Source organism: Sphingomonas sp. 2378 (assembly GCF_038084995.1).
Classification (GTDB): Bacteria; Pseudomonadota; Alphaproteobacteria; order Sphingomonadales; family Sphingomonadaceae; genus Sphingomonas.
The window spans coordinates 26,214-53,006 of sequence record NZ_JAXCMJ010000022.1; the positions used below are offsets into that span (position 1 = coordinate 26,214).

Consider the following 26,793-nt stretch of genomic DNA (forward strand, 5'->3'; position numbering starts at 1 on the left):
GGTCACTGCTCTCCTGTCGGATGCCACCGCCGGTCGGCGGGGAAGATGTCGTCGGCGCTGCCCTTCAGCGCCTTGCCGTAGACGGGATTGGGGAAGACGAACCAGCCACGCCCCCAAAGAGCCGCGACACGCGGGCCATCGGCCCGGGCCCGACGCTCGGACGCGCTGGCGGCGCCGTTGAACAAGTCACTGAAATCGCCCAGTTGATCACCGCCCATCGCGATTACGCAATAACGCTCCGCGATACGCCAGCGACGGGCATCCTTGTTGTCGCCGGTATTGGTGTCGGTGCGCACGAAGAGCGTGTCGCCATGCACCGCCGGGCCCAGCCCCGCCGCGTCGATCGCGCGGGCCGTCCCCGCCGCATCGTCGCGATTGGTGTTGAAGATCACCGTCACGCCCATCGTCCGCAAATCGGCGATCGCGGCACCTGCGCCGGGCGTGGGCAGCACGGCACGGCCGTCGCTCTGCTCCCAGGCGCGCCAGCGGGTCGGGAAGTCGCGGTCGACGCGACCGGTCAGGTCGTCATGCTCGAAACCGAGGTTGAGGAGGACGGTTTCGTCGACGTCGAACACCGCCGCCGGACGCTTGCCGGTGCAGGATACGAAGCGGGGTGCGTCGAGGGTCGCGCCCTGTTCCAGCACGACGCTGTCGCGTGGTGGGTGGCGGACCCTGTCGGCGGCATAGGTGACCAGCGCATTCCACGCCTGGCGCGAGATCGCGTCGGCCTCCGCCGAGCCGTAGAGATATTGCATCCCCGCCAGCTTGGAGTTCGTGGCCGCGGGAGGTGGGGGTGCGGGGCTGTTGTTACCGACGGCGACGACGCAGCCGGATAGGGTCAGGGCGGTGGCAAGGGCTATGCCAAGCCTCAGGCCGGGGAGCCTTCCCGCCTGCGGGAGGGGAGAGGTTGCGTTGCTACCGTCGTGCTCAATCTTCGTGCGTTTCATGGATTCCCCCATCCGCCAAGCACGCTCCCCCTCCCGCAAGCGGGAGGGGGGCGGGGGGAGGGCTGGCGCTCTCCGCATCCCCCTCCCCCAAGACATCAAACCCGCTCACGCACCGTGCGAAACTCGATCTTCTTCTCATACGGAGCGCCAACGATCATCCGCTTTACATAGATGCCCGGCAGGTGGATCTGGTCGGGGTCGAGGCTGCCGACCGGCACCACCTCCTCCACCTCGGCCACGCAGATGCGACCCGCCGTCGCCATCGGCTGGTTGAAATTGCGCGCGGTCTTGCGGAAGATCAGGTTCCCGGCCTCGTCGGCCTTCCACCCCTTGATGATCGACAGGTCGGCGCGGATGCCGCGTTCGAGGATATAGTCCTCCCCGTCGAAGCTCTTCACTTCCTTGCCCTCGGCCACCTTCGTGCCGACGCCGGTCTTGGTGTAGAAGCCGGGGATGCCCGCGCCCCCTGCCCGGCACCGCTCGGCCAGCGTTCCCTGGGGGCAGAATTCCACCTCTAGCTCGCCGCTGAGATATTGCCGCTCGAACTCCTTGTTCTCGCCGACATAGGAGGAGATCATCTTCTTGACCTGATGCGAGCGGAGCAGCTTGCCCAGCCCCACGCCGTCGATCCCGGCATTGTTGCTGGCGATGGTCAGGTCTCTGGTCCCGGCCGCCTCGATCGCGTCGATCAGCCGTTCCGGGATGCCGCACAGGCCGAAGCCGCCCGCACAGATCGTCATGCCGTCGAACAACAGGCCATCCAGCGCGTGCGCCGCGTCGGGATAAAGCTTCTGCATGGGCGTCCTCCCTATGATGGGGGCCAGCGTTAGGCGGAGCGACGGAGCCGGGTCAACCCGGCGTTTGCGCTGGGACGGCAAGCGGGTTTAGGCTGGCCGCGATGACCCAGATCACCGGCGGACGCCTGCTTGTCGATGCGCTTCTCGAACAGGGGTGCGACCGTATCTTCACCGTGCCGGGCGAGAGCTTCCTGGCCGTGCTCGACGCGCTGCACGACACCCCCGCGATCGACCTCGTCACCTGTCGACAGGAGGGGGGCGTGACCTTCATGGCCTGCGCCGACGGCACACTGACCGGGCGGCCGGGGATCGCCTTCGTCACGCGCGGGCCGGGTGCGACCAATGCGGCGATCGGCGTGCATGTGGCGAAGCAGGACTCGCAGCCGATGATCCTGTTCATCGGCGATGTCGATCGGGGCACGCGCGACCGCGAAGCCTTTCAGGAGGTCGACTTCCAAGCGATGTTCGCCCCGCTCGCCAAATGGGCCGCGCGGATCGATGACGCCGCAAGAATCCCGGAATATGTCGCGCGCGCCTATGCCACGGCGATGAGCGGGCGGCCCGGCCCGGTCGTGCTGGCGCTGCCCGAGGACATGCTGTGCGATCTGGTCGAGGGCCGTACCCGCCCCCGGATCGAGCGGCCCGTGCAGGACGTGTCGATCATCGACATACTCGCCGCCCATGACATGATCGCCAAGGCCGAGCGACCGGTCGCGATCATCGGCGGCGCGTACTGGGACGCCGATGCCGTCGCCCTGGTCGAGCAATGGGGCGAAGCGGCGGGCGTCCCGCTGGTGGCGGCGTTCCGGCGGCAGGATGCGGTGTCCGCCACATGCCCCGTCTATGCGGGCAATCTGGGCTATGGCCCCAACCCCGCGCTGGTCGCCCGCGTGCGGGAGGCCGACCTGCTCATCGTTCTCGGCGCGCGCCTGGGCGAAGCCACGACCGATGGCTACACCCTCATCACCCCCGACCATCCCGGCCAGACGCTGATCCACGTCCATCCCGACCCGGAGGAATTGCACAGCGTCTATCGCACCGATCTGGCGCTTTGCGGCGACGTTGCCGAAGCCGTCGCGATGCTGGAGTTGATGGCGTCCGAGCAGGGTACTCCCCATGCCTCGGGCGTCGAGGCCCATGCCGCATATCTCGCCTGGTCGGAGCCCGCCCCGCGCGAGGGTGTGACGCTGGACCTGGGGCAATGCGTCGCGGCGATGCGGGAGCGGCTTCCCGCCGACTCGATCATCTGCAACGGCGCGGGCAATTATTCCGGCTGGTGGCACCGATACTGGCGCTATGAGCCGGGGAGCCAGTTGGCTCCCACCTGCGGCGCCATGGGCTATGGCGTCCCCGCCGCCACCGCCGCCGCGCTTCGCCACCCCGACCGGACGGTGGTGGCGCTGGCCGGCGATGGCTGTTTCCTGATGAACGGACAGGAACTGGCGACCGCCGTTCAGCATGGCGCGTCGATGCTGGTGATCCTGGTCGACAATGGCGGCTATGGCACGATCCGGATGCATCAGGAGCGGGAATATCCCGGCCGGGTCGCGGCAACGGCACTTGCCAATCCCGATTTCGCGGCACTGGCGCGGGCCTATGGTTGCTGGAGCGAGACGGTCGCACGGACCGAAGACTTCGCCCCCGCCCTGTCGCGCGCCATGGCCGAAACGGGCGTCCGTCTGCTGCATCTGAAGACCGATATCGAGGTCATCACCCCCGCCACGACCCTGTCGCGAATCGCGGGGCGGTAGCGCAGTTTCCTACCCTGCCAGGGCGAGCGGCAGCGCGTGAGCGCTGCCGGAGGGACATTCCGCTATCAAGCGTTCTTCACCCGCAAGCAGCTTTGCCGAAGCCTCTCTCCTCGCAAATATGGCATCAGATACCAGCAACGCCTCCAAAGTAACGCTACCAAGAAAACGATTGCACTATTTGATTTCATTTCGACAAAAGAAAACCGCCCCGGCGCAAACCGGGGCGGTGAGTTCGTTGCTGATTGCTTTAGTCAGAAAACGACTAGCAGGTTCAGATGTTGTCGCCAAGAGCGCCCTTCACCGACCCCTTAACTTCTTGACCCTTGCCCTTGAGCTGCTGGGCCTGCCCCTCGGCCTTCAAATCGGCGTCGTGGTTGTGATCGCCGAGCGCTTCCTTGGCCTTGCCAACCAGTTCGTTGACGTTGCCCTTGATCTTGTCGGTGAGCTCACCCATCGCGGCCTCCATTTACTGGGGATCGAATGATCCCGTTGAACACTCGGAGACTAAACACGTCGTTACGCGGGGGGTTCCCTGAAATTAATGTCAGATCAGGCCAGCGAGCGGGCTGGACGGGTCGGCATAGCGGCGCATCCCCATCCGCCCCGCACGATAGGCCATGCGCCCCGCCTCGACCCCCGCCTTCATGGCGCGGGCCATCAGCACCGGGTCCCTGGCCTCGGCGATCGCGGTGTTCATCAGCACACCGTCGCAACCCAGTTCCATCGCCACCGCCGCCTCGGACGCGGTGCCGACGCCCGCATCGACCAGCACGGGCACCTTGGCCCCCTCCACGATCAATCGAATCGTGACCTTGTTCTGAATGCCGAGTCCAGACCCGATCGGCGCGCCCAGCGGCATGATCGCGACCGCGCCCACATCCTCCAGCCGCTTGGCCGCGATGGGATCGTCCACGCAATAGACCATCGGCTTGAAGCCTTCCCTGGCCAGGATTTCGGTCGCGCGCAGAGTCTCGACCATATCCGGGTAGAGCGTCCGCGCCTCGCCCAGCACCTCCAGCTTGACCAGATCCCAGCCGCCCGCCTCACGCGCCAGCCGCAGCGTGCGGATCGCATCCTCGGCGGTGAAGCAGCCCGCCGTGTTGGGCAGATAGGTGATCTTCTTCGGGTCGATATAATCGGTCAGCATCGGTGCGTTGCGATCCGACACGTTCACCCGGCGCACCGCGACGGTGACGATCTCCGCCCCGGCCGCCTCGACCGCCGCCGCATTCTGGGCGAAGTCCTTATACTTGCCGGTCCCGACGATCAGGCGTGAGCGGAAGCGCTTGCCCGCGACCTCCCACGAATCATCGTCCGCCGCCTCGGTCATGGGCGCCGCCGCGTGATCGCCGCCGCCACCCGCGACCGGATGGTCGCCGCCGCCGACGAAATGGACGATCTCGATCTCGTCGCCATCCTCGACCTCGACCTGCGCCAGCGTCGAGCGGGGCACGACCTCCAGATTGCGCTCCACCGCCACCTTTTCGGGCACCAGCCCCAACTGGCTCGCCAGATCGGCCAGCGACAGGCCAGCCGCCACCCGCTTATGCTCGCCATTCACGGTGATCGTCACGGTTCCATCGGTATGGGGCATATCAGTGTCACTTACCATGCAAGTCGCTGCCCGCTCGACGTGGGATAGGGCATGCGGTTAAGGAAGGCCCTCGATCTAGGCCCGGCCACCCCGAGCCGCAACCATGGGAGTGCCGATGCCCGCGACCATCTATGTCCTCAACGGGCCGAACCTGAACCTGCTGGGTATGCGCGAGCCGCATATCTACGGCCATGACACGCTGGACGATATCGCGGGAATGCTGGAGGACCGGGCGCGCGAACTCGATCTGGAGATCGACATGCGCCAGTCCAACCATGAAGGCCATCTGATCGACTGGCTGCACGAGGCGCAGGCCTATGAGGCGAAGGCCGTGCTGCTCAACGCCGGTGGCTTCACCCATACGTCGATCGCGATTCACGACGCGATCAAGTCGGTGAAGACGCCGGTGATCGAGGTTCACCTTTCCAACCCCCATGCGCGGGAGCCATTCCGCCACGAAAGCTATATCGGGCGTGCCGCAAAAGGCACAATCGCCGGTTTTGGCGCGCATTCCTATCTGCTCGCGCTTGAAGCCGCCGCCCGGTTCTGACAGGAGCGCGTCCCATGACCGAAAAGACTGAACAAGCGATGAAGGTCGATGTCGACCTCGTCCGTCAGCTCGCCGAGCTGCTCGACGCCACCGCCCTGACCGAGATCGAGGTCGAGCATGGCGACCGCAGGATCCGCGTCGCGCGCAAGGCGGCCCCCGCCGCGCAGATGGCCTATGCCCCTGCGCCCGTCGCCGCCGCGCCCGCTCCCGTGGTGGCAGCCCCGGCAGCCGTCGCGCCTGCGGAAGCCGCCGCCCCGGCCGTCTCGGCCAATGCGGTGAAGTCGCCGATGGTCGGCACCGTCTATCTATCGGCCGAACCGGGGGCCAAGCCCTTCGCCGTCGTGGGCCAGAAGGTGTCGGCGGGCGATACGCTGCTGATCGTCGAAGCGATGAAGGTGATGAACCCGATCACCGCGACCGCCGCTGGCACCGTCACCGCCGTTCTGGTGGAAAACGGCCAGCCGGTCGAATTCGACCAGCCCCTGGTCGTCGTCGAGTAAGCCGCCTTGGCGCAGATCAAGAAACTCCTGATCGCCAATCGCGGTGAGATCGCGCTCCGCATCCACCGCGCCTGTCACGAGATGGGGATCGAGACCGTCGCCGTGCACTCCACGGCCGACGCCGATGCCATGCATGTGCGCCTGGCCGACCAGGCGGTGTGCATCGGCCCGCCCTCGGCGACCGACAGCTATCTCAACATCCCCAACATCATCTCCGCCGCCGAGATTTCGGGCGCGGATGCGATCCACCCCGGCTATGGCTTCCTGTCGGAGAACGCCAAGTTCGCCGAGATCGTCGAAGCGCACGGCCTGATCTTCGTCGGCCCCAAGCCCGAACATATCCGGGTGATGGGCGACAAGGTCGAGGCCAAGCGGACGGCGGGTGCGCTGGGCCTGCCGCTGGTCCCCGGCTCGGACGGCGCGATCGCGGATCTCGAGGAGGCCAAGGCCCTGGCGGCCGGGATCGGCTATCCGGTGATCATCAAGGCCGCCTCGGGCGGCGGCGGACGCGGCATGAAGGTCGTGTCCTCCGAAGACCAGCTCGAAACGCTGATGCAGCAGGCGGGCTCCGAGGCGAAGGCCGCGTTCGGCGACGCCACCGTCTATATGGAAAAATATCTGGGCAACCCCCGGCATATCGAATTCCAGGTGTTCGGTGACGGCAACGGCAACGCGATCCATCTGGGCGAGCGCGACTGCTCGCTCCAGCGCCGCCACCAGAAGGTGCTGGAGGAGGCCCCCTCCCCGATCATCTCCGCCGAGGAGCGGTCGCGCATGGGCGGCGTCGTGGCCAAGGCGATGGCGGACATGGGCTATCGGGGCGCGGGCACGATCGAATTCCTGTGGGAAGATGGCGAGTTCTATTTCATCGAAATGAACACCCGCCTTCAGGTCGAGCATCCCGTCACCGAGATGATCACCGGCCTGGACCTGGTGCGCGAGCAGATCCGCGTCGCCGAGGGGCACCCGCTGACGCTCCGCCAGGAAGACGTCCAGTTCCGCGGCCATGCCATCGAGTGCCGCATCAACGCGGAAGACCCGCGCACCTTCGCCCCCTCGCCGGGCACGGTGAAGATGTATCACGCGCCGGGCGGCATGCATGTCCGTGTCGATAGCGGGCTGTATCAGGGCTATAAGGTGCCACCTTATTACGACAGCATGATCGCCAAGCTGATCGTGTACGGCACGACCCGCGAGGGCGCGCTACGCCGCCTGCGTCGCGCGCTGGAGGAGTTCGTGATCGAGGGGATGAAGACCACCATCCCGCTCCACCAGTCGCTGCTGGACGATCCCGAATTCCAGAAAGGCGACTATACGATCAAATGGCTGGAGGAGTGGCTGGCCAAGCAGGGGGCGTAAGCATCCTGCCCCTCCACCCCCGGCTGCGCGGGGCGGTCCCCCTCCCCATCAGAAATGGGGAGGATTTGCGAAAACCCATTCCTCCCCAAGCCCAGCTTGGGGAGGGGGACCGCCGGGCAAGACCCGGTGGTGGAGGGGCCCTCCCCTTCCCGATTTTTCCCGATACCCCCTCCACATTCCGCGCCGCCCATGCCAAAAGCATCGGCGATGAAGGCGACGATCCTCCACAACCCGCGCTGCTCCAAGTCGCGCGAGGCGCTGGCCCTGCTGACGCAAGCGGGCGCGGATGTGACGGTGATCGAATATCTCAAGACTCCCCCGACGGCCGGGGAACTGGCGCGGCTCTATGCCAGGGCCGGGCTGAGCCCCCGCGAAGGCCTGCGCAAAGCTGAGACCGAGGCGAAGGAGTTGCTGAACGCCGACGACGCGACGATCCTTGCCGCGATGGTTGCCAACCCGATCCTGATCGAACGGCCTTTGGTCGAAACGCCAAATGGCGTGGTCATCGGCCGTCCGCCCGAAGCCGTGCAGGGCCTGTTGTGACCGCTGCCCACAAAACGAGCAGCATCAGTTCTTCTGCCCGATTTTCGGGCGTCATCCCTACCATATCCTTGCTCTCACAGGAGAGCGACGCAATTGGCACGGTCCATGCTACGCGCATGATCGGGCGAGGGTTCGAACATCATCGGGGACAGTCAGACTCGTGAAAAAGATTGAGGCGATCATCAAGCCGTTCAAGCTCGATGAGGTGAAGGAAGCGTTGCATGAGATCGGCGTGTCCGGCATCACCGTCACCGAGGCCAAGGGCTTCGGCCGCCAAAAGGGGCATACCGAGCTGTATCGCGGCGCCGAATATGTCGTCGACTTCCTGCCGAAAGTGAAGCTTGAGGTGGTGGTGGAGGATGGTCTGGCCGAGCGGGTGGTGGAGGCGATCGCCGCCGCCGCGCAGACGGGCCGCATCGGCGACGGCAAGATCTTCGTGATCCCGGTCGAGACGGCGCTCCGCATCCGCACCGGCGAACGCGACGACGCGGCGATCTGACGCCCCCACCCTCTTCGTCACCGGGATGACACCCGGGCCGATTAGCAGTTTTTCACCGGTCCCGGTTTCCGGGGCACGGCCTTAAGCAGAGAGAGAACGACACATGGCGAATACGGCCAGCGACATCCTGAAGAAGATCAAGGACGAAGAGATCGAGTGGGTCGATCTGCGTTTCACCGATCCCAAGGGCAAGTGGCAGCACCTGACCATGGTCGCGTCGATCCTGGGCGAGGACGAATTCACCGACGGCCTGATGTTCGACGGTTCGTCGATCGAGGGGTGGAAGGCGATCAACGAGTCGGACATGGTCCTGAAGCCCGACCTCGACGCCGTCTACACCGATCCCTTCTCGGCGACCCCGATGCTGATCGTGTTCTGCGACGTGGTCGAGCCGTCGACGGGCGAACTCTACGCCCGCGATCCGCGCTCGACCGCGAAGCGCGCCGAGGCTTTCGTGAAGACCACCGGCATCGGCGACACCGTCTATGTCGGCCCGGAAGCCGAATTCTTCATGTTCGACGACGTGCAGTTCGACACCAACTATTCGTCCTCCTACTTCAAGATCGACGATATCGAACTGCCGACCAACACCGGTCGCGAATATGAGGGCGGCAATCTCGGCCACCGTCCGCGCGCCAAGGGTGGCTACTTCCCCGTCGCGCCGGTCGACTCGGCGGTCGATATCCGGGGCGAGATGGTCACCACCATGCTCGAAATGGGCCTGCCCTGCGACAAGCATCACCATGAAGTCGCCGCCGCGCAGCACGAGCTGGGCCTGACCTTCGGCACGCTGACCCAGACCGCCGACCGCATGCAGATCTACAAATATGTCGTGCACCAGGTCGCCCATGCCTATGGCAAGACCGCGACCTTCATGCCCAAGCCGATCAAGGAAGATAACGGCTCGGGCATGCACACCCACTTCTCGATCTGGGAAGGCAAGACGCCGCTGTTCGCCGGCAACGGCTATGCCGGTCTGTCGGAAACCTGCCTGTACTTCATCGGCGGCATCATCAAGCATGCCAAGGCGGTGAACGCCTTTACCAACCCGACCACCAACAGCTACAAGCGTCTGGTGCCGGGTTACGAAGCGCCGGTGCTTCTCGCCTATTCGGCGCGCAACCGCTCGGCCTCGTGCCGCATCCCCTACGGCACCGGCCCGAAGTCGAAGCGCGTCGAAGTGCGCTTCCCCGACGCGCTGGCGAACCCGTATCTCGCCTATGCGGCGCTGCTGATGGCGGGTCTGGACGGTATCCAGAACAAGATCCATCCGGGCGAGGCGATGGACAAGAACCTGTACGACCTGCCGCCCGCCGAACTGGCCCAGGTGCCGACCGTCGCTGGTAGCTTGCGCGAAGCGCTCGACTCGCTGGCCGCCGACCACGACTTCCTGCTGAAGGGCGACGTGTTCACCAAGGACCAGATCGAAAGCTATATCGAGCTGAAGATGAGCGAAGTGATGCGCTGGGAAATGACCCCCAGCCCGGTCGAATACGACATGTATTACAGCGGCTGATCCAGCCCCTGATCGATGTCACTACGGGGAAAGGGGCCGCAAGGCCCCTTTCTTTTTGGGGATCGTTGCAGACCCCATCGCACCATCCCCGGCGAAGGCCGGGGTCCAGTTGCGAGGCGATGGGAGTGGTTTGCCAGCCTATCCCCAACTGGATCCCGGCCTTCGCCGGGATGGTCTGGCGGGTTTTGCGACGATCTCTTTTTGGGGAGGGGGCGATCCGTGTTGCTCAGCTTTGGATTTTCGACCTTTGCCGACCTGTTGAGCTGGATCGTCGTTCTGACGCTGGGGACTAAGGTCGGGGCGACGACGGCGCTTCTGGTCGCCGGGAAAGACATCAGGGATCAGCCCGGATGGGGATCGGGGCTGTGGTGGCTGACCAAGCTGACGCCCTACCTGGCCATAGCCTGCGCCATAGCCCTGGCCATGATGCGCGAGCATGACGCCATCCTGCCCCTGTCGGCCATGGCGGTGTTCGTTGCGATCGCCGTGCCGCTGAAGATTCGCCAGCGCCGCGTGCGGATACGCAGGCGGCGTCCGACGTAACCAGCACGGCCACAGCCCGCCTCCACCCGCTCAAATGGCGCGAGCTTCGCTTACCCCGTAGAGCCGAAGGTTCCGTTCACCCAGTCCGAGCGATGGCCATGCCGCCCGCCACCGGGCGATATGGGGTGAGGCGAAATGCCGATCGAGCGCCGCCTGATCGGCCCACATCTCGGTCACATGGATGAGGCCGGGATCGAGCACGTCCTCGGCATAGCCATAGTCCAGACAGCCCGGCTCCGCGCGGCTGGCCTCGACCATCGCCCGCATCACCGGACGGGCCGCATCGAGATTCTCCGGCGGCAACCGTACCGTCCCGATGATCAGCAACGGGCCGCTCATTGCCCGACCGCCACCCGCCTGGCCGACAGGATCTTGACCGGCGCGGCCAGCATCTCGCCCTTGAACGGCCCCTTGGCGGGATCGGCGGGGGCGTCGAGGATGCGGTGGATCACGTCCATCCCCTCGACCACATGGCCAAAGGCGGCATAGCCCAGATTGTCGCCGGGCTTGGACGGGTCCGCGTCCAGCGAAGGCTGGTCGCCGACCATGATGGTGAAGTCGCCGCGTGCCGAACCGGGCGCCAGCCGCGCGACCGAGATCGTACCGTCGGTATGCTTGATCCCGGTCTTGGTCGTCGGCTCATGCGCTATGGGGGGAAGGATGCGCTTGGGCTCGTTCTGGATACCGAACTGGACGAAGCCGAAATCGGCGGCTGGCCGGACCGTGCGGTAGAAGGTCACGCCGTCCAGCCGGTGCTGGTCGACATAGCGCAGGAAATTGGCGGTGGTGATCGGCGCATGGGTGCGGTCGAGATCGAGCACTACGGGTCCAAGGCTGGTCTGCATCGCGACGCGGACCATGACGGGTTTTGGGGCTTCGGCCACGGTTGGCGTAGGCGTCGCGATAGGAGCAGGCGCGACTTGCAGGGCGAGCAACAGAAACGGGAACATCAATGTCTCCGAGGACGGGTCGGGCTTTAGTCTAACGGGATTTCGGGGCGGGGTGAATCCCTTGGCCTTCGACTTCGCCCAGGCCGAACGGAGGTCGGGAATGGGTAATCACAAAACTCCGTTCAGCCTCAGCGAAGTCGAAGGCCACGCCCCGACGCCCCGTCCCTCAAGGGAGCAGCACCGAACTCCCCACCGTCTCCCCCGCTTCGATTGCGCGGTGAGCATCCGCCGCGTCGGTCAGCGCGAAGGTCTGGCCGATCTCCGGCGTGATCGCGCCCTTATCCAGCATCGCGAAGACCCGCGAGACCAGATGACGTTTCTCTGCGGGGCTGACGGCATAGTCGAACAGGGTCGGCCGGGTTACGAACAGCGATCCCTTCGACGCCAATATCCCCAGATTGACGCCATCCACCGGCCCCGACGCATTGCCGAAACTCACCACCAGCCCCCGCCGCGCGGCACTATTCAGCGAGGCGTCCCAGGTCGCCTTGCCCACGCCGTCCAGCACCACCGGCACGCGCGCACCGCCGGTAATCTCCCGCACGCGCGCCGCGACATCCTCGTGCCGGTTGAGGATGACATGATCCGCCCCCGCCGCGCGAGCCTTTTCCGCCTTGGCCTCGCTGCCGACCGTGGCGATCACGGTCGCGCCGATCGCCTTGAGCCAGCCGACCGCCAGATGCCCGACCCCGCCCGCCGCCGCATGGACCAGCACGGTCCAGCCAGGTTGCACCTTCGCGCAATCCTCGATCAGGAAAGCGGTCGTCGTGCCTTTCAGGAGGATCGCCGCCGCCGTCCGGTCGTCGACGCTATCGGGCAAGGGCACGAGCAAATCGGCGGCGACGTTGCGCGCCGTCGCATAGGCACCGCGTGCCGGGCCGAATACGCCCACCCGGTCGCCGACGGCGAAGTCGGTAACGCCCTCGCCCACCGCCTCGACCATGCCCGCCGCTTCCGAGCCCAGTCCGCCGGGCAGATCGATCGGATAGAGCCCGCTGCGATGATAGGTGTCGATATAGTTCAGCCCGACCGCATGATGCCGCATCCGCACCTCGCCCGCGCCGGGCGGGGGCAGTTCGGCCTCTCGCCACTCGATGACCTCGGGGCCGCCGGTCCGGGCGATGAAGGCGGTCTTTTCCATGCAATGCTCCTGTCCGGTTTTGGGCGGCAACGCATCAATAGTCCTTGGATATCCGCACGTTCACGCTCTGCCGCCCCAGCGTCGAGATGCTGGAGAGCAGCGACAGCCACCGGGTGACCTGGAACTCCACCTGGGTCGCCGAATAGCCCTGCCCGTCGGTAATGATCTCCGCATAGAGCTTGCGGGTGATGTACTTGCCCGCCGCGACCGAGGTGGCGCGCCCCTGTTGCACATCGGCGGGCAGGACGCGGAGCCGGTCGAGCCCCGCCGCGCGCCGCACCGCGTTGATCGGGTTCAGCCCGCCGCCGCCATCTTGCAACGCTGCCACCGCCGCCGCCAACTGCAATGCCTCGGGCGCGGAGAGGCTGGCGATCGAGGTGCCGAACAACAGGCGCGAGAGGAGTTCGTCATTGGGCAGAGCGGGCGTGCTGGAGAAACCGATCTCGGGCTTCAGCGCGGTGCCGGTCACGCGGATCGAGGCGCTCAGTCCCTGAACATTGGCATTGGCCGCGATGTCGAGCGCCGGGTTGGCGGGCACTTCGCCGCCGAAGCGGATGACCCCGCGCGCCAGATCGAATTCGCGACCGGCGAACTCGTAATCGCCCCGGATCAGCGTCGCCTGGCCGGTGATCGCCGGATTGTCGGGCGCGCCGCCGATCTTCAGGTCCGCCGACCATTCGCTGTTCAGCCCCAGGCCGGAGACGATCAGGCCACCCGGCGCCTTCGCCCGGATCGCCAGCGTCCATGGCTTGCGCGGCGCGTCGTCCTCTTCGCCGCCGCCGGGAATGTTGATCTCGCGGATGTTGAGTTGCGGCACCGCCGTCGCCGCCGTGGCCCGACCCAGGCGATAGCGGCTGCGGTTCAGCACCACGTCGCCCGCGATCGTACCCCCCGCCCCATCCGAATGGATGGTCAGCGGACCCGTCACCGTCGCGCCGATATCGTCGCGCGCGATCATCGTCGCGTTGCTCGCCTGAAGCGACAGATCGAGCCCGACGCCGTTGGCGGCGGCGAACTCGAACTGGCCGGTGCCGCTGACCCGCCCCTCGCGCCCCGCCTGCGCGGCGAAGCGATCGATGACCAGCCGCGAACCGCCGAACCGCCCGTTCGCCTGCACATCGGTCAGGACGGTGCCGGTCGTCGCGCTTTCGATCCGCGCGCCGACCGCCTTCACCGCGCCGCGAATGACCGGCTGGTTCAACGATCCGCTGACGTCCGCGCCGATCGCGACGGGGCCGGACAGATCGAACATCTCGACCCCGGTCAGCCGCCACAGCGTATCGGCGGGCCCGGCATAGCGAAGCTGCGCGATCAGCCGCCCGGTCTGCATCCGGCTCGCCCAGTCGCCTTGCGCGGCGGGCACCAGCAGCGCCTGCGCGCGTCCGATGATCCGCCCGCCCGATGCCATGACCGAACGCACGCCCAGCCGGTCGGCGGACAGCACCCCAGCCACCCCCATATCGATCGGGCGCGAGGTCAGGACCAGCCCGGCGCGGGTCAGCCCGCGAATGGTCAGGTCGACCTTGCCGGTCGGCGCGCCCGCCCCCTGTCGCACGGTCAGCGTCCCCGTCGCGCTGCCGCCCAGGCCCAGCCCCGGATAGCCGATATCCAGCACGGTCAGCGGCATCCGCGTCAGGCTGGCCTGCACCTCCGTCGCGTCGGGGTCGAGCCGGCCGGCCAGCTTCGCCTCGCCGCCCGCGAAGCTCAGCCGGGTCGGGGCCAGCACCCAGCCATCGCCTTCGCGCGTGACGATGGCGGGCGACAGGAACTGGAGCGGACGCCGGTCGAGCGTCCCTTGCGCGCTCACGGCGAAACGGTCGGGCGTGACCTGCGTCACCGTCTGGATCGCAAAGGCCCGCCCGCGCGAGCCCGAAATGCCGACCCGCACCTCGCCCGTGCCGCCGCGCATCCGGGCGGTGCCGTTCAACTGCGCGATGTTGAACGCGCCGTGCCGCAACCCCTGCGCACGGGCGCTCCCCTCGACCGAGGCACCGGCGGGGTCGAGCAGCGCGACCAGGTCCAGCCGCCCCTGCCGCACGGTGATGCCCGAAATCTGCGCCTGGCGTGCGGCGAGATGCGTCTCGATCCGCTGCACCTCGCCGACCGGGCGGAACAGCAGTTCGCCCGACAGGCCACCGCCCGCCACGTCCAGCCGACCGGCGAAACCACCTGCCGCCACGGTCAGCGCCCCGGTCGCGCGGGTGCCCGCGACGGTCAGCGGGTTGATCTGAACGACCGCGTCCTGCCCCCTGGGCAACAGGATCGCGCCCGCCGCCTGGAACGGCCCCAGCCGCGATCCCCCGGCAGCGCGGAAGGTGAAGCCCTGATCGCTGGGGTCGAGATGCGCCTTCACGTCGCGCAGGCCGAGTGCCGCGTTGGGCGAGGCGAGAACCAGATCGAGCGTCGGTCGGTCGATCTGTCCGTCCAGCACCATCTGCACCGGGCCATAGCTCTTCTGCTGCCCGCCGCCGACGAAGCGGAACGTGCCATCGGTCCGCCGGATGGCCTCCCCGGTCAGGCGGATGCTCGGCCCGGTCAGGACCAGGCGATGGAAGTGGAAGACGCCGTCCGCCCCACGCTCCAGATCGGTGGTCAGGTGCGGCAATCCCCCGGCCAGCGAACGGAGGAAGTCATTGTCGAGCCGCCGGACCTGCGCCTCGCCCCGCCCGACGACGCGCGTGCCATGCCCATTCGCCCCGGGCACCGCGCTGAGCCGCGAGCGGACATCGACGATGCCGAGGCCGGGGATCAGGTAACGCTGCAACGCCCCGTCCAGCCCGACATCGTAGCGCCCATTGGTCAGGTCGATCCGCAGGTTCAACCGCCCCGCCAGCTTGTCGGACCGCAGCGCGAGGCCCTGCCCCGCAATCTCTCGACTGGTGATACGCAGATCGCCCGCCACCGACAGGCGATGGAGGATGCCCCCCGCCGCCTCGCCGACGCCCGTCACCCGCTGCGCCGTGAAGCGCACCGGCAGGGTCAGCGGCCAGCCGCCCGCCAGCCGCCCCTTGCCCGCCGCCAATGCCTGCTCGAAGCCGGTCCGATCGAAGGCGAAGCGGGTTGCGGTCAGGCGATAATCGAACGCCGCGCGATCGAACGCGCCGTCCAGCCGCAGGGTCAGTGCGATCGCCTGTCCGCTCATATTGCCGAACAGCGCCTCGGGCCGGAGCAACCGGGCATCGACGCGCAGACCCTCGAAACGGCTCGCGCCCAGATCGACCAGCCCCCGCGCCCGCACACGCAAGGCCGGGGAGCGCAGTACCAGCGCACCGTTCAGCCGCCGCCCGGCGAAATCGCCCTGCCCCGCGACGATGATGCGGGGGCTGGTCATCCGCTGCAACCGGCCATGCAGGACCAGCGAGGGCGCGATCGTCCCCGACAGGGCATAGCGTCCCGATTGCGCCGACAGCGACAGGTCGACCGCGCTCGCCGCGCCGATACGTCCGAGCGCACGACCAGCCCAATGCGACCAACGCCCCGCGCCTGCCACGGAGAGCGACACGGGCGCGCGGACGCCCGCCATCTTCGCCAGCACGCCGTCGCGCAATCCCCGCGCCTCGACCGCCAGATCGAAACGGTCCCGGTCGGGCTGCGCGTCCAATTTCAGGCGGAGATCGTCGCTGCCCGCGACGCCCGCGTTCAGCGTCACCTGCGCGCGCCCGTCGCGGATATCCGCCTGCCCCTCGACCCGCGCGACGCGCGCGCGGCCGAGCACCGGCCTGGCGAGGATCAGCCGCTGGAGGTGCAACCGGTCGATGCGGATATCGAAATCGGGCAGGATCGGCCCCTGCCGCCCCGTCCGCCGGGTATGCGGTACATGATAGAGCGTCGCCAGCGGCGCCTCGACCCGCCGGATGGCCAGCGTGCCCCGCGCCCAATTCCAGGGCCGCCAGTCCAGCCGCGCCGACGGCACCTGCACCAGCAGGCCGTCCAGGTCATAGACGCGCAGATCGACCAGCCGCATGTCCGAATAGACCGAACCGTCGATCCGCCCGACCGAGAAGCGCAAGCCCGTCTCGGTACGGATGGTCCCGATCCGGTCGGCGACCCAGCGATGCCCGATCGACGTATCGACGATCAGCAGCGCCGCGACGACGATCGCCACCAGCGCCGCGAGCAGGCCGCCCAGCACCCGCCACCAGCCTATCCCCCGACGCGGCGCAGGGGATGGGGGAAGCTGAACCTCCTCGGTCAAAAGGCCTGTCCCAGCGAGACATAGACCGCGACCCGGCTATCCCCGCGCTGGGGATTGAGCGGGGTGCCGACATCGAGGCGGATCGGCCCGAAATTGGAATAATAGCGCACGCCCAGCCCCGTGCCGAACCGCAGCCCGGTCAGGCGCGGCAGCGGCGAGGTCGAGATATTGCCCGCGTCCAGAAAGGGCACCACCCCGAAATTGCCGAAGGTCCGCACCCGCGCCTCGATCGAGAATTCCGCAAGGCTGCGCCCGCCGATCGGATCGTTGTTGGCGTCGCGCGGCCCGATCGCCTGGAACCCATAGCCGCGCACCGAAGCACCCCCGCCCGCATAGAAACGCCGCGACGGCGCGATCTGGTCGCGCGGCGCACCCACGATGGTGCCCAGCCGCGTCCGCGCCGCCAGCACTACCCGCTCCCCGAAAGGATGATAGAGGCTGGCGTCGATCTGCGTTCGCGCATAGCCGAAGGCGCTGCCCTGCAACGACAATTCCGGGCTCAACCGCCCGCCCAGGCGAAAGCCGCGCGTCGGGTTGAGCAGATCGTCCGACCCATCGTAATTCAGGCTGGTCGGCAGCGCGCCGATGAAGAAGGTCCGCCGACGCGGCTCGCCGGTCGACTCGATCACGTCGCGTTCGTCCGAGGTCAGCAGTTCCGCCCCCAGCGACCAGGTCCAGGTCTTCTGGAAGAAGATGTTGGTCTGCCGCTCCAGACTGCCCGACAGCGACAGCGTCTTGGCCTCATAGGCGTCGCGCAGGATATGCGCGGCGGAGAATTGCGCGGTCAGCACCCGGTCGCGACCGTTGAAATTGTTGCGGCGGAAGACGACCGCGCCCAATTGCTCACGGGTGCCCAGCACGCTGCGCAGGGTCAGCGCACCTTCGGGCGGGAACAGGTTGCGATCGGTCCAGGTGACCGCCGCCCGCGCGCCTTCGCCGGTGCCGTAACCCAGTTCCCCCGCAATGGTGTGCGGCGGCGCGGGCTCCAGCGCGACGGCGATATCCACCGTCTCCGGCGTGGCACCCGGCACCGGCTTGACGTCGACCGAGGAGACGAGCCCCGTCTGCACCAGCGCGCGGCGAAGATCGTCCAGCCCGGCGGAATCATAGGGCTGGCCGGGCTTGAACCGGGCGATGTCCTGAACATGCTCGGCGTCGAACAGCCGGTCGTTCGCCATGACGATCCGGCCATAGCGCCTGGCCGAACCCGGATCGACCGACAGGTCCAGCGTCGCGGTCCGCGTCGCGCGGTCGACGACGATCTGCGGCTCGCCCAGCTTGGCGAAGGGGAAACCCGCCTCGCCCACCGCCGCCTTCAGCGATGCCTCACCCGCGACGATGGTGTCGGCGTCCACCGGATCGCCCGGCTTGATCCCGAACGCCCTTTCCAGCGGCGCGGTCTTGTCCCCCGCCGCCCGCACCCCGGCCAGCGTGACGTCGGCGAAGCGGTAGAGATTGCCCGGCACCGCCGAAAGCACCACGGTCGGCTCGTCCCCCGGCTCGATCCGGGTGGAGACCTGCGCGTCATAATAGCCCGCGCCGCGCAACAGGGTGGTCAACAGCGCCGCATCCTCCCGCGCGCGGCGGTCGAGCTGCGCGGCATTGGCGGGCTCGCCGTCATTGGCGTCGAGCGACGAAAGCTGGTCGAAACGCTGGCGGAGTAACGCGCCCGTGCCGTCGATCCCCTCGACCCGCCAGCGATAGCGACGCTCGGCGGCGGCATCGACGGTCGCGGCCATCGCGCCCGCCGGATCGCCCGGCGCCTGCGCCAGATCGGGCCAGGCCACGCCGATCTCGGGCAGCGGGGCCAGTGGCGCGCTGGGATCGAGCATCGTCGGATCGTCGGCGTCGGTCGCGGGCGCGGCGCTTATCGGCGGCTGGGTCTGCGCGGATGGAGTCGCCGCCGTCTGCGCGATCGCACGCCCGGCCCAGCCCGTGCCGCCGAAACCCATTGCAAAGACGAGGATGGCGACCGAGCGGCGCGGCCGCCCCAGGCGGACCATCATGCCCGATCCCTAGCCGCGCGCACGCGATTGCGACACCCCAAAGCGCCATCGATCGAACAGATTTGCCATGCCGTTCACCGCGATGACCCAAGTCAGCCAGTCAGCGGACGCGGGGCGATCAGTGAACCGTCCCGAACGCCTTTTCGGTGGAGAGCAGACCGATCAACCGCTCGATCTGACGCCAGCGGCAGAAATGGATGTGGTTGCCCATGTCGCGACTACGTCCGGCGCGGGCCGCGGCTTCACCGCATGCCGACTCGCCGAAGGTCTCGATCAGTTCGGCGGCCATCTCGACATCGGTCCCGGTAACGAAGGGAGCGACATGGAATTCGCCACCGTGATCGCGCATGAATACTCCTGAGCCCAATTCCGAAAGACCGTTCCCCTAGGCAGAGGTCATGAATTTTGCCACCCCCCGAGATGGTTAACGGTGCGGCAGCTTAGCCCAGGGCGGGACAGGGCGGCTGGTTTCGCCGCGCCGGGCATGGCAGGACATGGCGCATGACCGATCCGCAGCCCCCCCGACCTCCGCGCGCCTCCACTCCGGCGGGCGGCTTCTTCATCGCGCTCGGCGTGGTCGGCGGCATCGTCGCGGGACTCGCGACGGGTCAGGTGACGATGGGCGTTCTGATCGGGCTGGCGCTGGGAATTGTCGTGGCGCTGCTGCTTTGGTGGCGCCAGCGTTAGGGCGATAGCGTCTGCCGCTGGCTCCTTCCCTCTCCCCCCTGTCCAGGCGAGAGGGAAGGATCAATTGGGCAACCGCATCTGCCAGACGACACGCCCGATCACCGCGATCGGCCCGGTCGGCACCGGCGGCGCGGCGGGGTTGTCGCTGGTCGCGACCAGCCCCCCGCTGCCCGCCCGAACGCGCTTCACCATCAGTGCGTCGCCGATCCGGATGATATAGAGCCCGCCCCGCGCGGTCGGGCGGGTGTCATTCTGGTCCACCACCAGATGATCGCCGTCCATCAACCCCGGCGCCATCGAATCACCCCGTACCCGAATGACCGAGGCCGCGCCGTCGCTGAGGCCCAGTCGTCGGGCAAGCTGGCGGTCGATCGCCTCGACGCCGATCATCACCTCGTCATCGACCGTCGCCCCCGGCCCCGCCGACGCCGCGACCGCCAGCCGCCTGACCAGCATCGGCCCCGCCGCCACCGATGCGCCCAGCCGGGTTTCGGGCACGCCGAGGAACTCGGCGAGTTGTCGCCGATCCCCTTCGGCCAGGACGCGCGGCGTTCCCCGCTGCACAAATTGCTGAAGATAGGCGTCGTTCCGGCCCAGCATGCGCGACAGCGCCGCGAGGCTGACCCCGGCCTTCGCCGCAAGCTCCTGCAGGACCGCCCTGATTTCCGTCTCCGACATGCCATCGCATATAGTCATAGGATTTTTCCTAGACAAGTTGGAAATAAGAACAGATCATGAACATCATTCGAGAATCGGACTTTGGGAGAATGTCCATGGAATTGTTGGGAGTGATCGAACGCTATCTGAAGGACAGTCAGATGCCGGAGACCAAGTTCGGGCGGCTGGCGGTCAACGACCCCCGGCTGGTCAGCGACCTGCGCAAGGGCCGCGAGCCGGGGCCGAGCATGATCGAGCGCGTCACCCGCTTCATCGCGGGGAAGACCGCATGAGCGCCCCCGCCCCCTTGGACGATCGCATCGCCGGCTCCGTTCGATCCCACACCCATTTGCGCCGCCCGACCGATCGCGGCGAACGGCTGGCCCGTGCGCTGATGGCCCATGCCGGACGCGCGGGGTGCCCCATCCTGTTGACCGTATCGACGGTCGAGCCCTGGTCCTCGGTCACGTTCAGCGGGTCGGTCATCACGCTGGCCATGGCCGCCGCGCCGGGTGCGGCCCTGTCGGCCTGGCTCGACGCATTGCCCGAGATCGACATTCCCCTGGGCCGCGATCTGGTCGCGGACATCGCGGCGGAGCGGATCGATGGCGGATGGAGCCTGCGCGTCCTGCTCTGCCTGGATGCGGCCAATGGATGACATAAGGGTCAGCCTCATGTCACTTTTCCCTTGATATGTTGTAACACTACTGTAGTCGGCGGGGCTTCACTTATCGGAGCCCTGTCTTGTTCAAGCCCGTTCTGCTGTCCGGCCTGTCGGCCACCGCGCTCGCCAGCCTGCTCGCCGCCCCCGCCGCTGGCCAGAGCGCGCCGTCCTCGACCAATCGCGGTCGCGAGATCGTGGTGACCGCGCCGGTGCAGCAGTCGGAAACCGATGTGCTGTCGGGCACCTCGATCGTGACCGGCGACGAATTGCAGCGCTCGATCCGCCCGACCATCGGCGAGACGCTGGCGCGCCAGCCGGGCGTGTCGGCCACCTCGTTCGGCCCCAACGCCTCGCGCCCCGTGCTGCGCGGTTTCCAGGGCGAGCGCATCCGCGTCCTGACCGACGGCATCGGCTCGGTCGACGTGTCGAACACCAGCGTCGATCATGCCGTGGTCATCAACCCGCTGCTCGCCGAACGGGTCGAGGTGCTGCGCGGCCCCTCCGCCCTGCTGTTCGGTTCGTCGGCGGTGGGCGGCGTGGTCAATGTCATCGACACCCGCATCCCGCGCTCGGTGCCTGAGCAGGGCTATCGCCTGTCGGGCATCGCCTCCTATGGCTCGGCGGCCAATGAACGCTCGGTCGCCGGGGCGACCGATGTCGCGGTGGGCAAGCAGTTCGTCGTCCACGCCGATGGCTCGTGTCTGAAGACCGACGATCTGAAGATCGGCGGCTATGTCCTGTCCCGGGGCGCCCGTGCGGAGGCACAGGCGGCGGCACGGCAGGCGCCGAACGATCCGCTCGACTTCGCGGGTGTCGCCAATCTGCGCGGTCGCCTGCCCAACACCGCCAGCGAAACCTGGACGGCGGGCGTCGGCGGTGCGCTGATCACCGACACCGGATCGCTGGGCATCGCCTATAGCCATTACGACAGCCTGTACGGCGTGCCGGTCCGCTATAACCTGACCCCCGGCGGCGAAGAGCCGGAAGCCCCCCGCCTCAGCCTGGTCCAGAACCGTCTCGACCTGCGCGGCGAGATCCAGACCGGCGGCTTCCTCGACCGCATCCGCCTGCGCGCGGGCGCAGCACAATATCGCCACTTCGAGCTTGAGGAGGATGGCGGCGTCGGCACCGCCTTCTACAATAAGGGCATCGAGAGCCGCCTGGAGTTGATCCAGTCCAAGCGTGGCGGCTGGCAGGGCGCGTCGGGCGTCCAGTTCCTCAACCGCGACTTCGACGTGCGCGGCGAAGAGGCGTTCCTGCCGCGCAACAACACCGCCCAGGTCGGCCTGTTCACCCTGCAACAACTGGATCGCGGTGCGTTCAAGATGGAGGCGGGTGGCCGCTTCGAGCACACCACGCTGACCGCCCGCACCGCCGTCAGCGACGACCGCTTCTTCCGGGGCCAGCGCAGCTTCGACGCCTTTTCGGGATCGATCGGGGCCAGCTACGGCTTCGCGCCCGACTGGCGCGCGGGCCTGAACCTGTCGCGCACCGAACGCGCGCCCTCCGCCGAGGAACTGTTCGCCAACGGCCCCCATGCCGGGACCGAAGCCTATGAACTGGGCAATCCCAACTTCAAGAAGGAAGCGAGCTGGGGTATCGAGGCGACCGTCCACGGTCATGGCGAGGGCTATAGCTTCGACGCCTCGGCCTATTACAACCGCTTCTCCAACTACATCTACGACGCGCTGGTGACGCAGGGGCCGTGCGAAGCCGCCGCCGCGCCTTCGGGCCGCGAGGTCGACCTGCCCTGCTTCCAATATGCCCAGGCCGATGCGCGCTATTACGGGATCGAGGCGGAGGGCTCGCTGCGCCTCGCCACGGTCGGCCGATATGCGATCAACGCCGACCTGCTGGGCGATTATGTACATGCCCAGATCATCGGCACCGGCCCCGCCCCGCGCATCCCGCCGCTGCGCCTGCTCGGCGGACTGGAGGCCCAGTCGGACAGCGTCAACGCCCGCGTCGAGGTGGAGCGCAGCTTCAAGCAGACCCGCGTACTGGGACTGGAGACGCCGACCGACGGCTTCACGCTGGTCAACGCTTCGGTCCAGTTGAAGCCCTGGGGCGCGGCCAATCCGACCACGCTGACCCTGTCAGCGAACAACATCTTCGACGTGGATGCGCGCCGCCATGCCAGCGTGCTGAAGGATTTCGCACCGCTCGCCGGTCGCGACCTGCGCGCGACGCTCAGCTTCAGGCTCTGACGCCATAGCGTGTCGCCCCGGTTCCGGCCGGGGCGACATCGATCCGCTTGCGCAACAAGTGATCGATGCTAGATTCACCCCATGTTTCGACAGGGGAATGACGATGGCATGGTGGCAATGGACGGCGGCGGCGTTGCTGGCGGGATGCGCAGGCGAGGCCTCGGCCAAGGATAGCGCCCCCTGCCCCAAGGACCTGATCTGCGCCAGCGCGCCCGAGACGGTGGGCGGCGCGATGATCCGCGCGGGCTATCAGGGGCTGGTCGACACCGATAACGAGGGCGATCCGATGATCGTCAGCTCGGCGGCGGGATACAAGTTCAACATCCTGTTCTACGACTGCGAAGCGCATAAGGAATGCGCCTCGCTGCAATTCTCGATGCGGCTGACCCCGTCCAAGCCGCGCGACCTGGCCTTCGTCAACAAATGGAACAGCGAGAAGCGCTTCGCGCAGATGGCGCTGACCAAGGACGGCGACCTGCGGATAACCCATGACCTGACGACGATCGGCGGTGTCACGCGCGTGAATTTCACCGATACGGTCGAATGGTGGTCGACTTTGTTGGGGGCGGTTGACGCGTTTCTGGACGCCAACCCCTCGACCGGTCCCACCGCACCGCCGCCCGGCAAACCCCTCTCCTGACCCCATGCCGGGGGTGGACAAAGCCCCCGGGCTTCGGGAGAAGCGGGACATAAGGAGAGATACCGATGTCCCGAATGGGCAAGTTCGACTGGGCGGACCCGTTTCTGCTCGACGACCAGCTGACCGATGACGAGCGGATGATCCGCGACACCGCGCGCGCCTATGCCGACGATCGGCTGGCCCCGCGCATTATCGACGCCTTCGCCAACGAACATACCGATCCCGAAATCTTCCGCGAGATGGGCGAACTGGGGCTGTTGGGGCCGACCATCCCGGAGGAATATGGCGGGGTCGGCGCATCCTATGTCGCTTACGGCCTGATCGCGCGCGAGGTGGAGCGGATCGACAGCGGCTATCGCTCGATGATGAGCGTGCAGTCCAGCCTGGTGATGTATCCGATCCACGCTTACGGCTCGGACGCGCAGAAGAGCCGCTATCTGCCCAGGCTGGCGAGCGGCGAGTGGATCGGCTGTTTCGGGCTGACCGAACCCGATGCGGGCTCCGACCCTGGCGGGATGCGCACGACCGCGAAGAAGGTCGAGGGCGGTTATGTCCTGTTGGGGGCCAAGACCTGGATTTCCAACTCGCCCATCGCCGATGTCTTCGTGATCTGGGCCAAGTCCGACGCGCATGGCGGCGCGATCCGGGGCTTCGTGCTGGAAAAGGGCATGAAGGGGCTCTCCGCGCCCAAGATCGAGAACAAGCTTTCCTTACGCGCCTCTATCACCGGCATGGTGATGATGGACGAGGTGGCGGTGGGCGAGGAGGCGCTGCTGCCCCATGTCGAGGGGTTGAAGGGTCCGTTCGGCTGTCTCAACCGTGCGCGTTACGGCATCAGTTGGGGCGCGATGGGGGCGGCGGAATTCTGTTTCCATGCCGCTCGCCAATATGGCCTGGACCGCAAGCAGTTCGGGCGGCCGCTGGCGGCGACGCAGCTGTTCCAGAAGAAGCTGGCCGATATGGAAACCGAGATCGCGCTGGGCCTCCTGGCTTCGCTCCGCGTCGGGCGGCTGATGGACGAGGGCCGGTTCGCGCCCGAGATGATCTCGATCGTCAAGCGCAACAATGTCGGCAAGGCGCTGGATATCGCGCGGGTGTCGCGCGACATGCATGGCGGCAACGGTATTTCGGGGGAATATCAGGTGATGCGTCACCTGATGAACCTGGAGACGGTCAATACCTATGAAGGCGCGCACGACGTCCACGCACTGATCCTGGGCCGCGCCATCACCGGGATCGCGGCATTTTGATGCAGACCCAATTCCTCCCCATCTCCGATGGGGAGGGGGACCGCGGCCGAAGGCCGTGGTGGAGGGGCATGGCCGGTCCGTCCCGCCCCTCCACCATCCTTCGGATGGTCCCCCTCCCCAAGCAAGCTTGGGGAGGATTGAAGTGGTAAAGCCCGCCCCCCTTACCGGCCTGAAGGTCGTCGAACTCGCCCGCATCCTCGCCGGTCCCTGGGCCGGGCAGGTGCTGGCCGATCTCGGCGCGGAGGTCGTCAAGGTCGAAAGCCCGGAAGGCGACGACACCCGCCGCTGGGGCCCGCCCTTCATCGACAATCCGGATGGCAGCCGCGACGCCGCCTATTTCCACGCGGCCAATCGCGGCAAGACCTCCATCGTCGCGAACTTCGCCACCCCCGAGGGGCAGGCGACGGTCCGCGCCCTGGCCGCCGATGCCGATGTGGTGATCGAGAATTTCAAGCTGGGCGGCCTCGCCCGCTACGGCCTTGATTACGACGGCCTGTCGGCGATCAACCCGCGCCTCGTCTATTGCTCGATCACCGGCTTCGGCCAGGACGGTCCCTATGCGGCACGGGCGGGATACGACTTCATCGTCCAGGGGATGAGCGGCATCATGGACCTGACCGGCGAGTCGACGGGCGCGCCGCAGAAGATCGGCGTCGCGCTCGCCGACATCATGACCGGGCTCTACGCAGTCATCGCGATCCAGGCCGCGCTCCACATGCGTGAGCGGACCGGGCGGGGGCAGCGGATCGACATGGCGCTGCTCGACACGATGACCGGGGTGCTCGCGAACCAGGCGATGAACTATCTCGCCTCCGGGGTGACGCCGACCCGGCTGGGCAACGCGCATCCCAATATCGTGCCCTATGCCGCCTTTCCCGCGAGCGACGGCTGGTTCATCCTGGCGGTCGGCAATGATGCGCAATTCCGGCGCTTCGCTGCGATCGTCGGGATCGACGGGGACGATCCGCGCTTCGCCACCAACGCGCTGCGTTGCGAGCACCGCGCCGCGCTGACGCCGATCATCGAAGCCGCGACCGCGCGCTGGCGGCGTGACGATCTGCTCGCCGCGCTAGAGGCGGCGGGCGTCCCGGCGGGGCCGATCAATACGGTGGAACAGGCCTTTGCCGATCCGCAAGTCCTCGCACGCGGTCTCGCCATCCGGCCCGAGCGGCCGGACGGATCGACCGTCCCCGGTGTGCGCACACCGATCCGCTTCTCCGACGCCGACCTGTCGCTCGACCGCGCCGCGCCGATGCTGGGTCGGTAGCCGTCCGCCGCGCTATCCGCTAAACCCGCGCCCGCGATGACCAGCCTGACCGTCAACAACCAGCCCGTCCGCTATCGCCTGCCGCCCGACACGCCCTTGCTGTGGGCGTTGCGCGATGCGTCCAATCTGACGGGCACCAAATATGGCTGTGGCACCGGCGATTGCGGCGCATGCACGGTCGATGTCGATGGCCGGGCGGTGCGCAGTTGCCAGGTCCCGATCGGGCGGATCGAGGGCAGCGTCGTCACCACCATCGAGGGGCTGTCGCGCGATCGATCGCATCCCGTCCAGCAGGCGTTCCTGGCGGCCAATGTCGGCCAGTGCGGCTATTGCATCCCCGGCATGGTGATGGCCGCCGCCACGCTGATCCACCGCAACCCCGACCCCTCGGAAGAGGTGATCCGCTCGAGTATCACCAATATCTGCCGCTGCGGCATCTATCCCCGGCTGGTCGAGGCGATCCAGCGCGCCGCCCGCGCGGCGCGTGGCGAGGAAACGATCCCCGCCCCCCCCCTGCCCGGCACCGATCC

The 26,793-nt window shown here is 67.4% G+C and carries 27 protein-coding genes; 16 read left to right on the forward strand and 11 right to left on the reverse strand.

What is annotated here, in order from left to right:
• Positions 1–2: 2 nt before the first annotated feature.
• A complete protein-coding gene (locus tag SM191_RS12045; RefSeq protein ID WP_341506404.1) occupies positions 3–755 on the reverse strand; it encodes an HAD family acid phosphatase in 753 nt (250 codons plus the stop codon).
• Between the two features lie 287 nt (positions 756–1,042).
• Entirely contained in the window at positions 1,043–1,744 is a 702-nt protein-coding gene (locus SM191_RS12050) for a CoA transferase subunit A (protein WP_341506405.1), read from the reverse strand.
• A 101-nt stretch (positions 1,745–1,845) separates the two neighbouring features.
• Here SM191_RS12050 and SM191_RS12055 point away from each other — a divergent pair, with 101 nt between their 5' ends.
• Complete coding sequence (locus SM191_RS12055; protein ID WP_341506406.1) at positions 1,846–3,495, forward strand: thiamine pyrophosphate-binding protein; 1,650 nt, start codon at positions 1,846–1,848, stop codon at positions 3,493–3,495.
• 271 nt (positions 3,496–3,766) lie between these two features.
• On the opposite strand, the gene SM191_RS12060 is transcribed toward SM191_RS12055, so the two are convergent.
• Positions 3,767–3,949, reverse strand: coding sequence for a CsbD family protein (locus SM191_RS12060; RefSeq protein WP_307001440.1), 183 nt, complete (start codon positions 3,947–3,949; stop codon positions 3,767–3,769).
• Positions 3,950–4,039: 90 nt separating this feature from the next.
• The gene (gene thiS / locus SM191_RS12065) at positions 4,040–5,089 is read right to left on the reverse strand and encodes a sulfur carrier protein ThiS (protein ID WP_341506407.1); all 1,050 of its coding nucleotides are present in this window, start codon (positions 5,087–5,089) and stop codon (positions 4,040–4,042) included.
• 115 nt (positions 5,090–5,204) lie between these two features.
• On the opposite strand from thiS, the gene aroQ reads away from it, so the two are divergent.
• The 7 genes from aroQ to SM191_RS12100 all read left to right on the forward strand — a co-directional run bounded on the left by aroQ (position 5,205) and on the right by SM191_RS12100 (position 10,599).
• Positions 5,205–5,639 carry a type II 3-dehydroquinate dehydratase gene (gene aroQ, locus SM191_RS12070; protein WP_307001444.1) on the forward strand — a complete coding sequence of 145 codons (435 nt, stop codon included), beginning with the start codon at positions 5,205–5,207 and terminating at the stop codon, positions 5,637–5,639.
• A gap of 14 nt (positions 5,640–5,653) precedes the next feature.
• Entirely contained in the window at positions 5,654–6,139 is a 486-nt protein-coding gene (gene accB, locus SM191_RS12075) for an acetyl-CoA carboxylase biotin carboxyl carrier protein (RefSeq protein ID WP_341506408.1), read from the forward strand.
• A 6-nt stretch (positions 6,140–6,145) separates the two neighbouring features.
• Positions 6,146–7,498, forward strand: coding sequence for an acetyl-CoA carboxylase biotin carboxylase subunit (gene accC / locus SM191_RS12080; RefSeq protein ID WP_341506409.1), 1,353 nt, complete (start codon positions 6,146–6,148; stop codon positions 7,496–7,498).
• A gap of 207 nt (positions 7,499–7,705) precedes the next feature.
• The gene (gene arsC / locus SM191_RS12085) at positions 7,706–8,041 is read left to right on the forward strand and encodes an arsenate reductase (glutaredoxin) (protein ID WP_341506410.1); all 336 of its coding nucleotides are present in this window, start codon (positions 7,706–7,708) and stop codon (positions 8,039–8,041) included.
• Positions 8,042–8,201: 160 nt separating this feature from the next.
• A complete protein-coding gene (locus SM191_RS12090) occupies positions 8,202–8,540 on the forward strand; it encodes a P-II family nitrogen regulator (RefSeq protein ID WP_007405799.1) in 339 nt (112 codons plus the stop codon).
• Between the two features lie 103 nt (positions 8,541–8,643).
• The gene (glnA, locus tag SM191_RS12095) at positions 8,644–10,056 is read left to right on the forward strand and encodes a type I glutamate--ammonia ligase (RefSeq protein ID WP_341506411.1); all 1,413 of its coding nucleotides are present in this window, start codon (positions 8,644–8,646) and stop codon (positions 10,054–10,056) included.
• Between the two features lie 219 nt (positions 10,057–10,275).
• Complete coding sequence (locus SM191_RS12100; protein ID WP_341506412.1) at positions 10,276–10,599, forward strand: hypothetical protein; 324 nt, start codon at positions 10,276–10,278, stop codon at positions 10,597–10,599.
• A 30-nt stretch (positions 10,600–10,629) separates the two neighbouring features.
• On the opposite strand, the gene SM191_RS12105 is transcribed toward SM191_RS12100, so the two are convergent.
• The 6 genes from SM191_RS12105 to SM191_RS12130 all read right to left on the reverse strand — a co-directional run bounded on the left by SM191_RS12105 (position 10,630) and on the right by SM191_RS12130 (position 19,240).
• Positions 10,630–10,938, reverse strand: coding sequence for a putative quinol monooxygenase (locus tag SM191_RS12105; RefSeq protein WP_307001453.1), 309 nt, complete (start codon positions 10,936–10,938; stop codon positions 10,630–10,632).
• Complete coding sequence (locus tag SM191_RS12110; RefSeq protein ID WP_445949850.1) at positions 10,935–11,549, reverse strand: peptidylprolyl isomerase; 615 nt, start codon at positions 11,547–11,549, stop codon at positions 10,935–10,937. Before SM191_RS12110 ends, SM191_RS12105 begins: the two co-directional genes overlap by 4 nt.
• Before the next feature lie 166 nt (positions 11,550–11,715).
• Positions 11,716–12,690, reverse strand: coding sequence for a quinone oxidoreductase family protein (locus tag SM191_RS12115; protein WP_341506413.1), 975 nt, complete (start codon positions 12,688–12,690; stop codon positions 11,716–11,718).
• A gap of 34 nt (positions 12,691–12,724) precedes the next feature.
• Positions 12,725–16,885, reverse strand: coding sequence for a translocation/assembly module TamB domain-containing protein (locus SM191_RS12120; RefSeq protein ID WP_341506414.1), 4,161 nt, complete (start codon positions 16,883–16,885; stop codon positions 12,725–12,727).
• Positions 16,882–18,837 carry an autotransporter assembly complex protein TamA gene (locus tag SM191_RS12125; protein ID WP_445949851.1) on the reverse strand — a complete coding sequence of 652 codons (1,956 nt, stop codon included), beginning with the start codon at positions 18,835–18,837 and terminating at the stop codon, positions 16,882–16,884. The genes SM191_RS12120 and SM191_RS12125 overlap by 4 nt, the downstream gene beginning before the upstream one ends.
• A gap of 172 nt (positions 18,838–19,009) precedes the next feature.
• Positions 19,010–19,240: a hypothetical protein gene (locus tag SM191_RS12130; RefSeq protein WP_267435717.1), complete on the reverse strand. Its 231-nt coding sequence runs from the start codon at positions 19,238–19,240 to the stop codon at positions 19,010–19,012.
• A 152-nt stretch (positions 19,241–19,392) separates the two neighbouring features.
• Here SM191_RS12130 and SM191_RS12135 point away from each other — a divergent pair, with 152 nt between their 5' ends.
• Positions 19,393–19,578 carry a hypothetical protein gene (locus SM191_RS12135; protein WP_341506416.1) on the forward strand — a complete coding sequence of 62 codons (186 nt, stop codon included), beginning with the start codon at positions 19,393–19,395 and terminating at the stop codon, positions 19,576–19,578.
• A gap of 60 nt (positions 19,579–19,638) precedes the next feature.
• Here the strand turns inward: SM191_RS12135 and SM191_RS12140 are convergent, their stop codons facing one another.
• Complete coding sequence (locus tag SM191_RS12140) at positions 19,639–20,274, reverse strand: S24 family peptidase (RefSeq protein ID WP_341506417.1); 636 nt, start codon at positions 20,272–20,274, stop codon at positions 19,639–19,641.
• 77 nt (positions 20,275–20,351) lie between these two features.
• On the opposite strand from SM191_RS12140, the gene SM191_RS12145 reads away from it, so the two are divergent.
• The 7 genes from SM191_RS12145 to SM191_RS12175 form a co-directional block, all read left to right on the forward strand.
• Positions 20,352–20,528: a hypothetical protein gene (locus tag SM191_RS12145; protein WP_341506418.1), complete on the forward strand. Its 177-nt coding sequence runs from the start codon at positions 20,352–20,354 to the stop codon at positions 20,526–20,528.
• Positions 20,525–20,893, forward strand: a complete 369-nt coding sequence (locus SM191_RS12150; RefSeq protein WP_307001467.1) for a hypothetical protein — start codon at positions 20,525–20,527, stop codon at positions 20,891–20,893. Before SM191_RS12145 ends, SM191_RS12150 begins: the two co-directional genes overlap by 4 nt.
• Before the next feature lie 86 nt (positions 20,894–20,979).
• The gene (locus SM191_RS12155) at positions 20,980–23,106 is read left to right on the forward strand and encodes a TonB-dependent receptor (RefSeq protein ID WP_341506419.1); all 2,127 of its coding nucleotides are present in this window, start codon (positions 20,980–20,982) and stop codon (positions 23,104–23,106) included.
• Between the two features lie 103 nt (positions 23,107–23,209).
• Positions 23,210–23,746 carry a YbjN domain-containing protein gene (locus SM191_RS12160; protein WP_341506420.1) on the forward strand — a complete coding sequence of 179 codons (537 nt, stop codon included), beginning with the start codon at positions 23,210–23,212 and terminating at the stop codon, positions 23,744–23,746.
• A gap of 65 nt (positions 23,747–23,811) precedes the next feature.
• Positions 23,812–24,996 (forward strand): acyl-CoA dehydrogenase, encoded by a 1,185-nt coding sequence (locus tag SM191_RS12165; RefSeq protein ID WP_341506421.1) that lies wholly within the window; start codon positions 23,812–23,814, stop codon positions 24,994–24,996.
• Between the two features lie 142 nt (positions 24,997–25,138).
• Positions 25,139–26,263 carry a CaiB/BaiF CoA transferase family protein gene (locus SM191_RS12170; protein ID WP_341506422.1) on the forward strand — a complete coding sequence of 375 codons (1,125 nt, stop codon included), beginning with the start codon at positions 25,139–25,141 and terminating at the stop codon, positions 26,261–26,263.
• A gap of 36 nt (positions 26,264–26,299) precedes the next feature.
• Positions 26,300–26,793 (forward strand): (2Fe-2S)-binding protein (locus SM191_RS12175; RefSeq protein ID WP_341506423.1); only part of this gene is annotated, 494 nt, incomplete at its 3' end.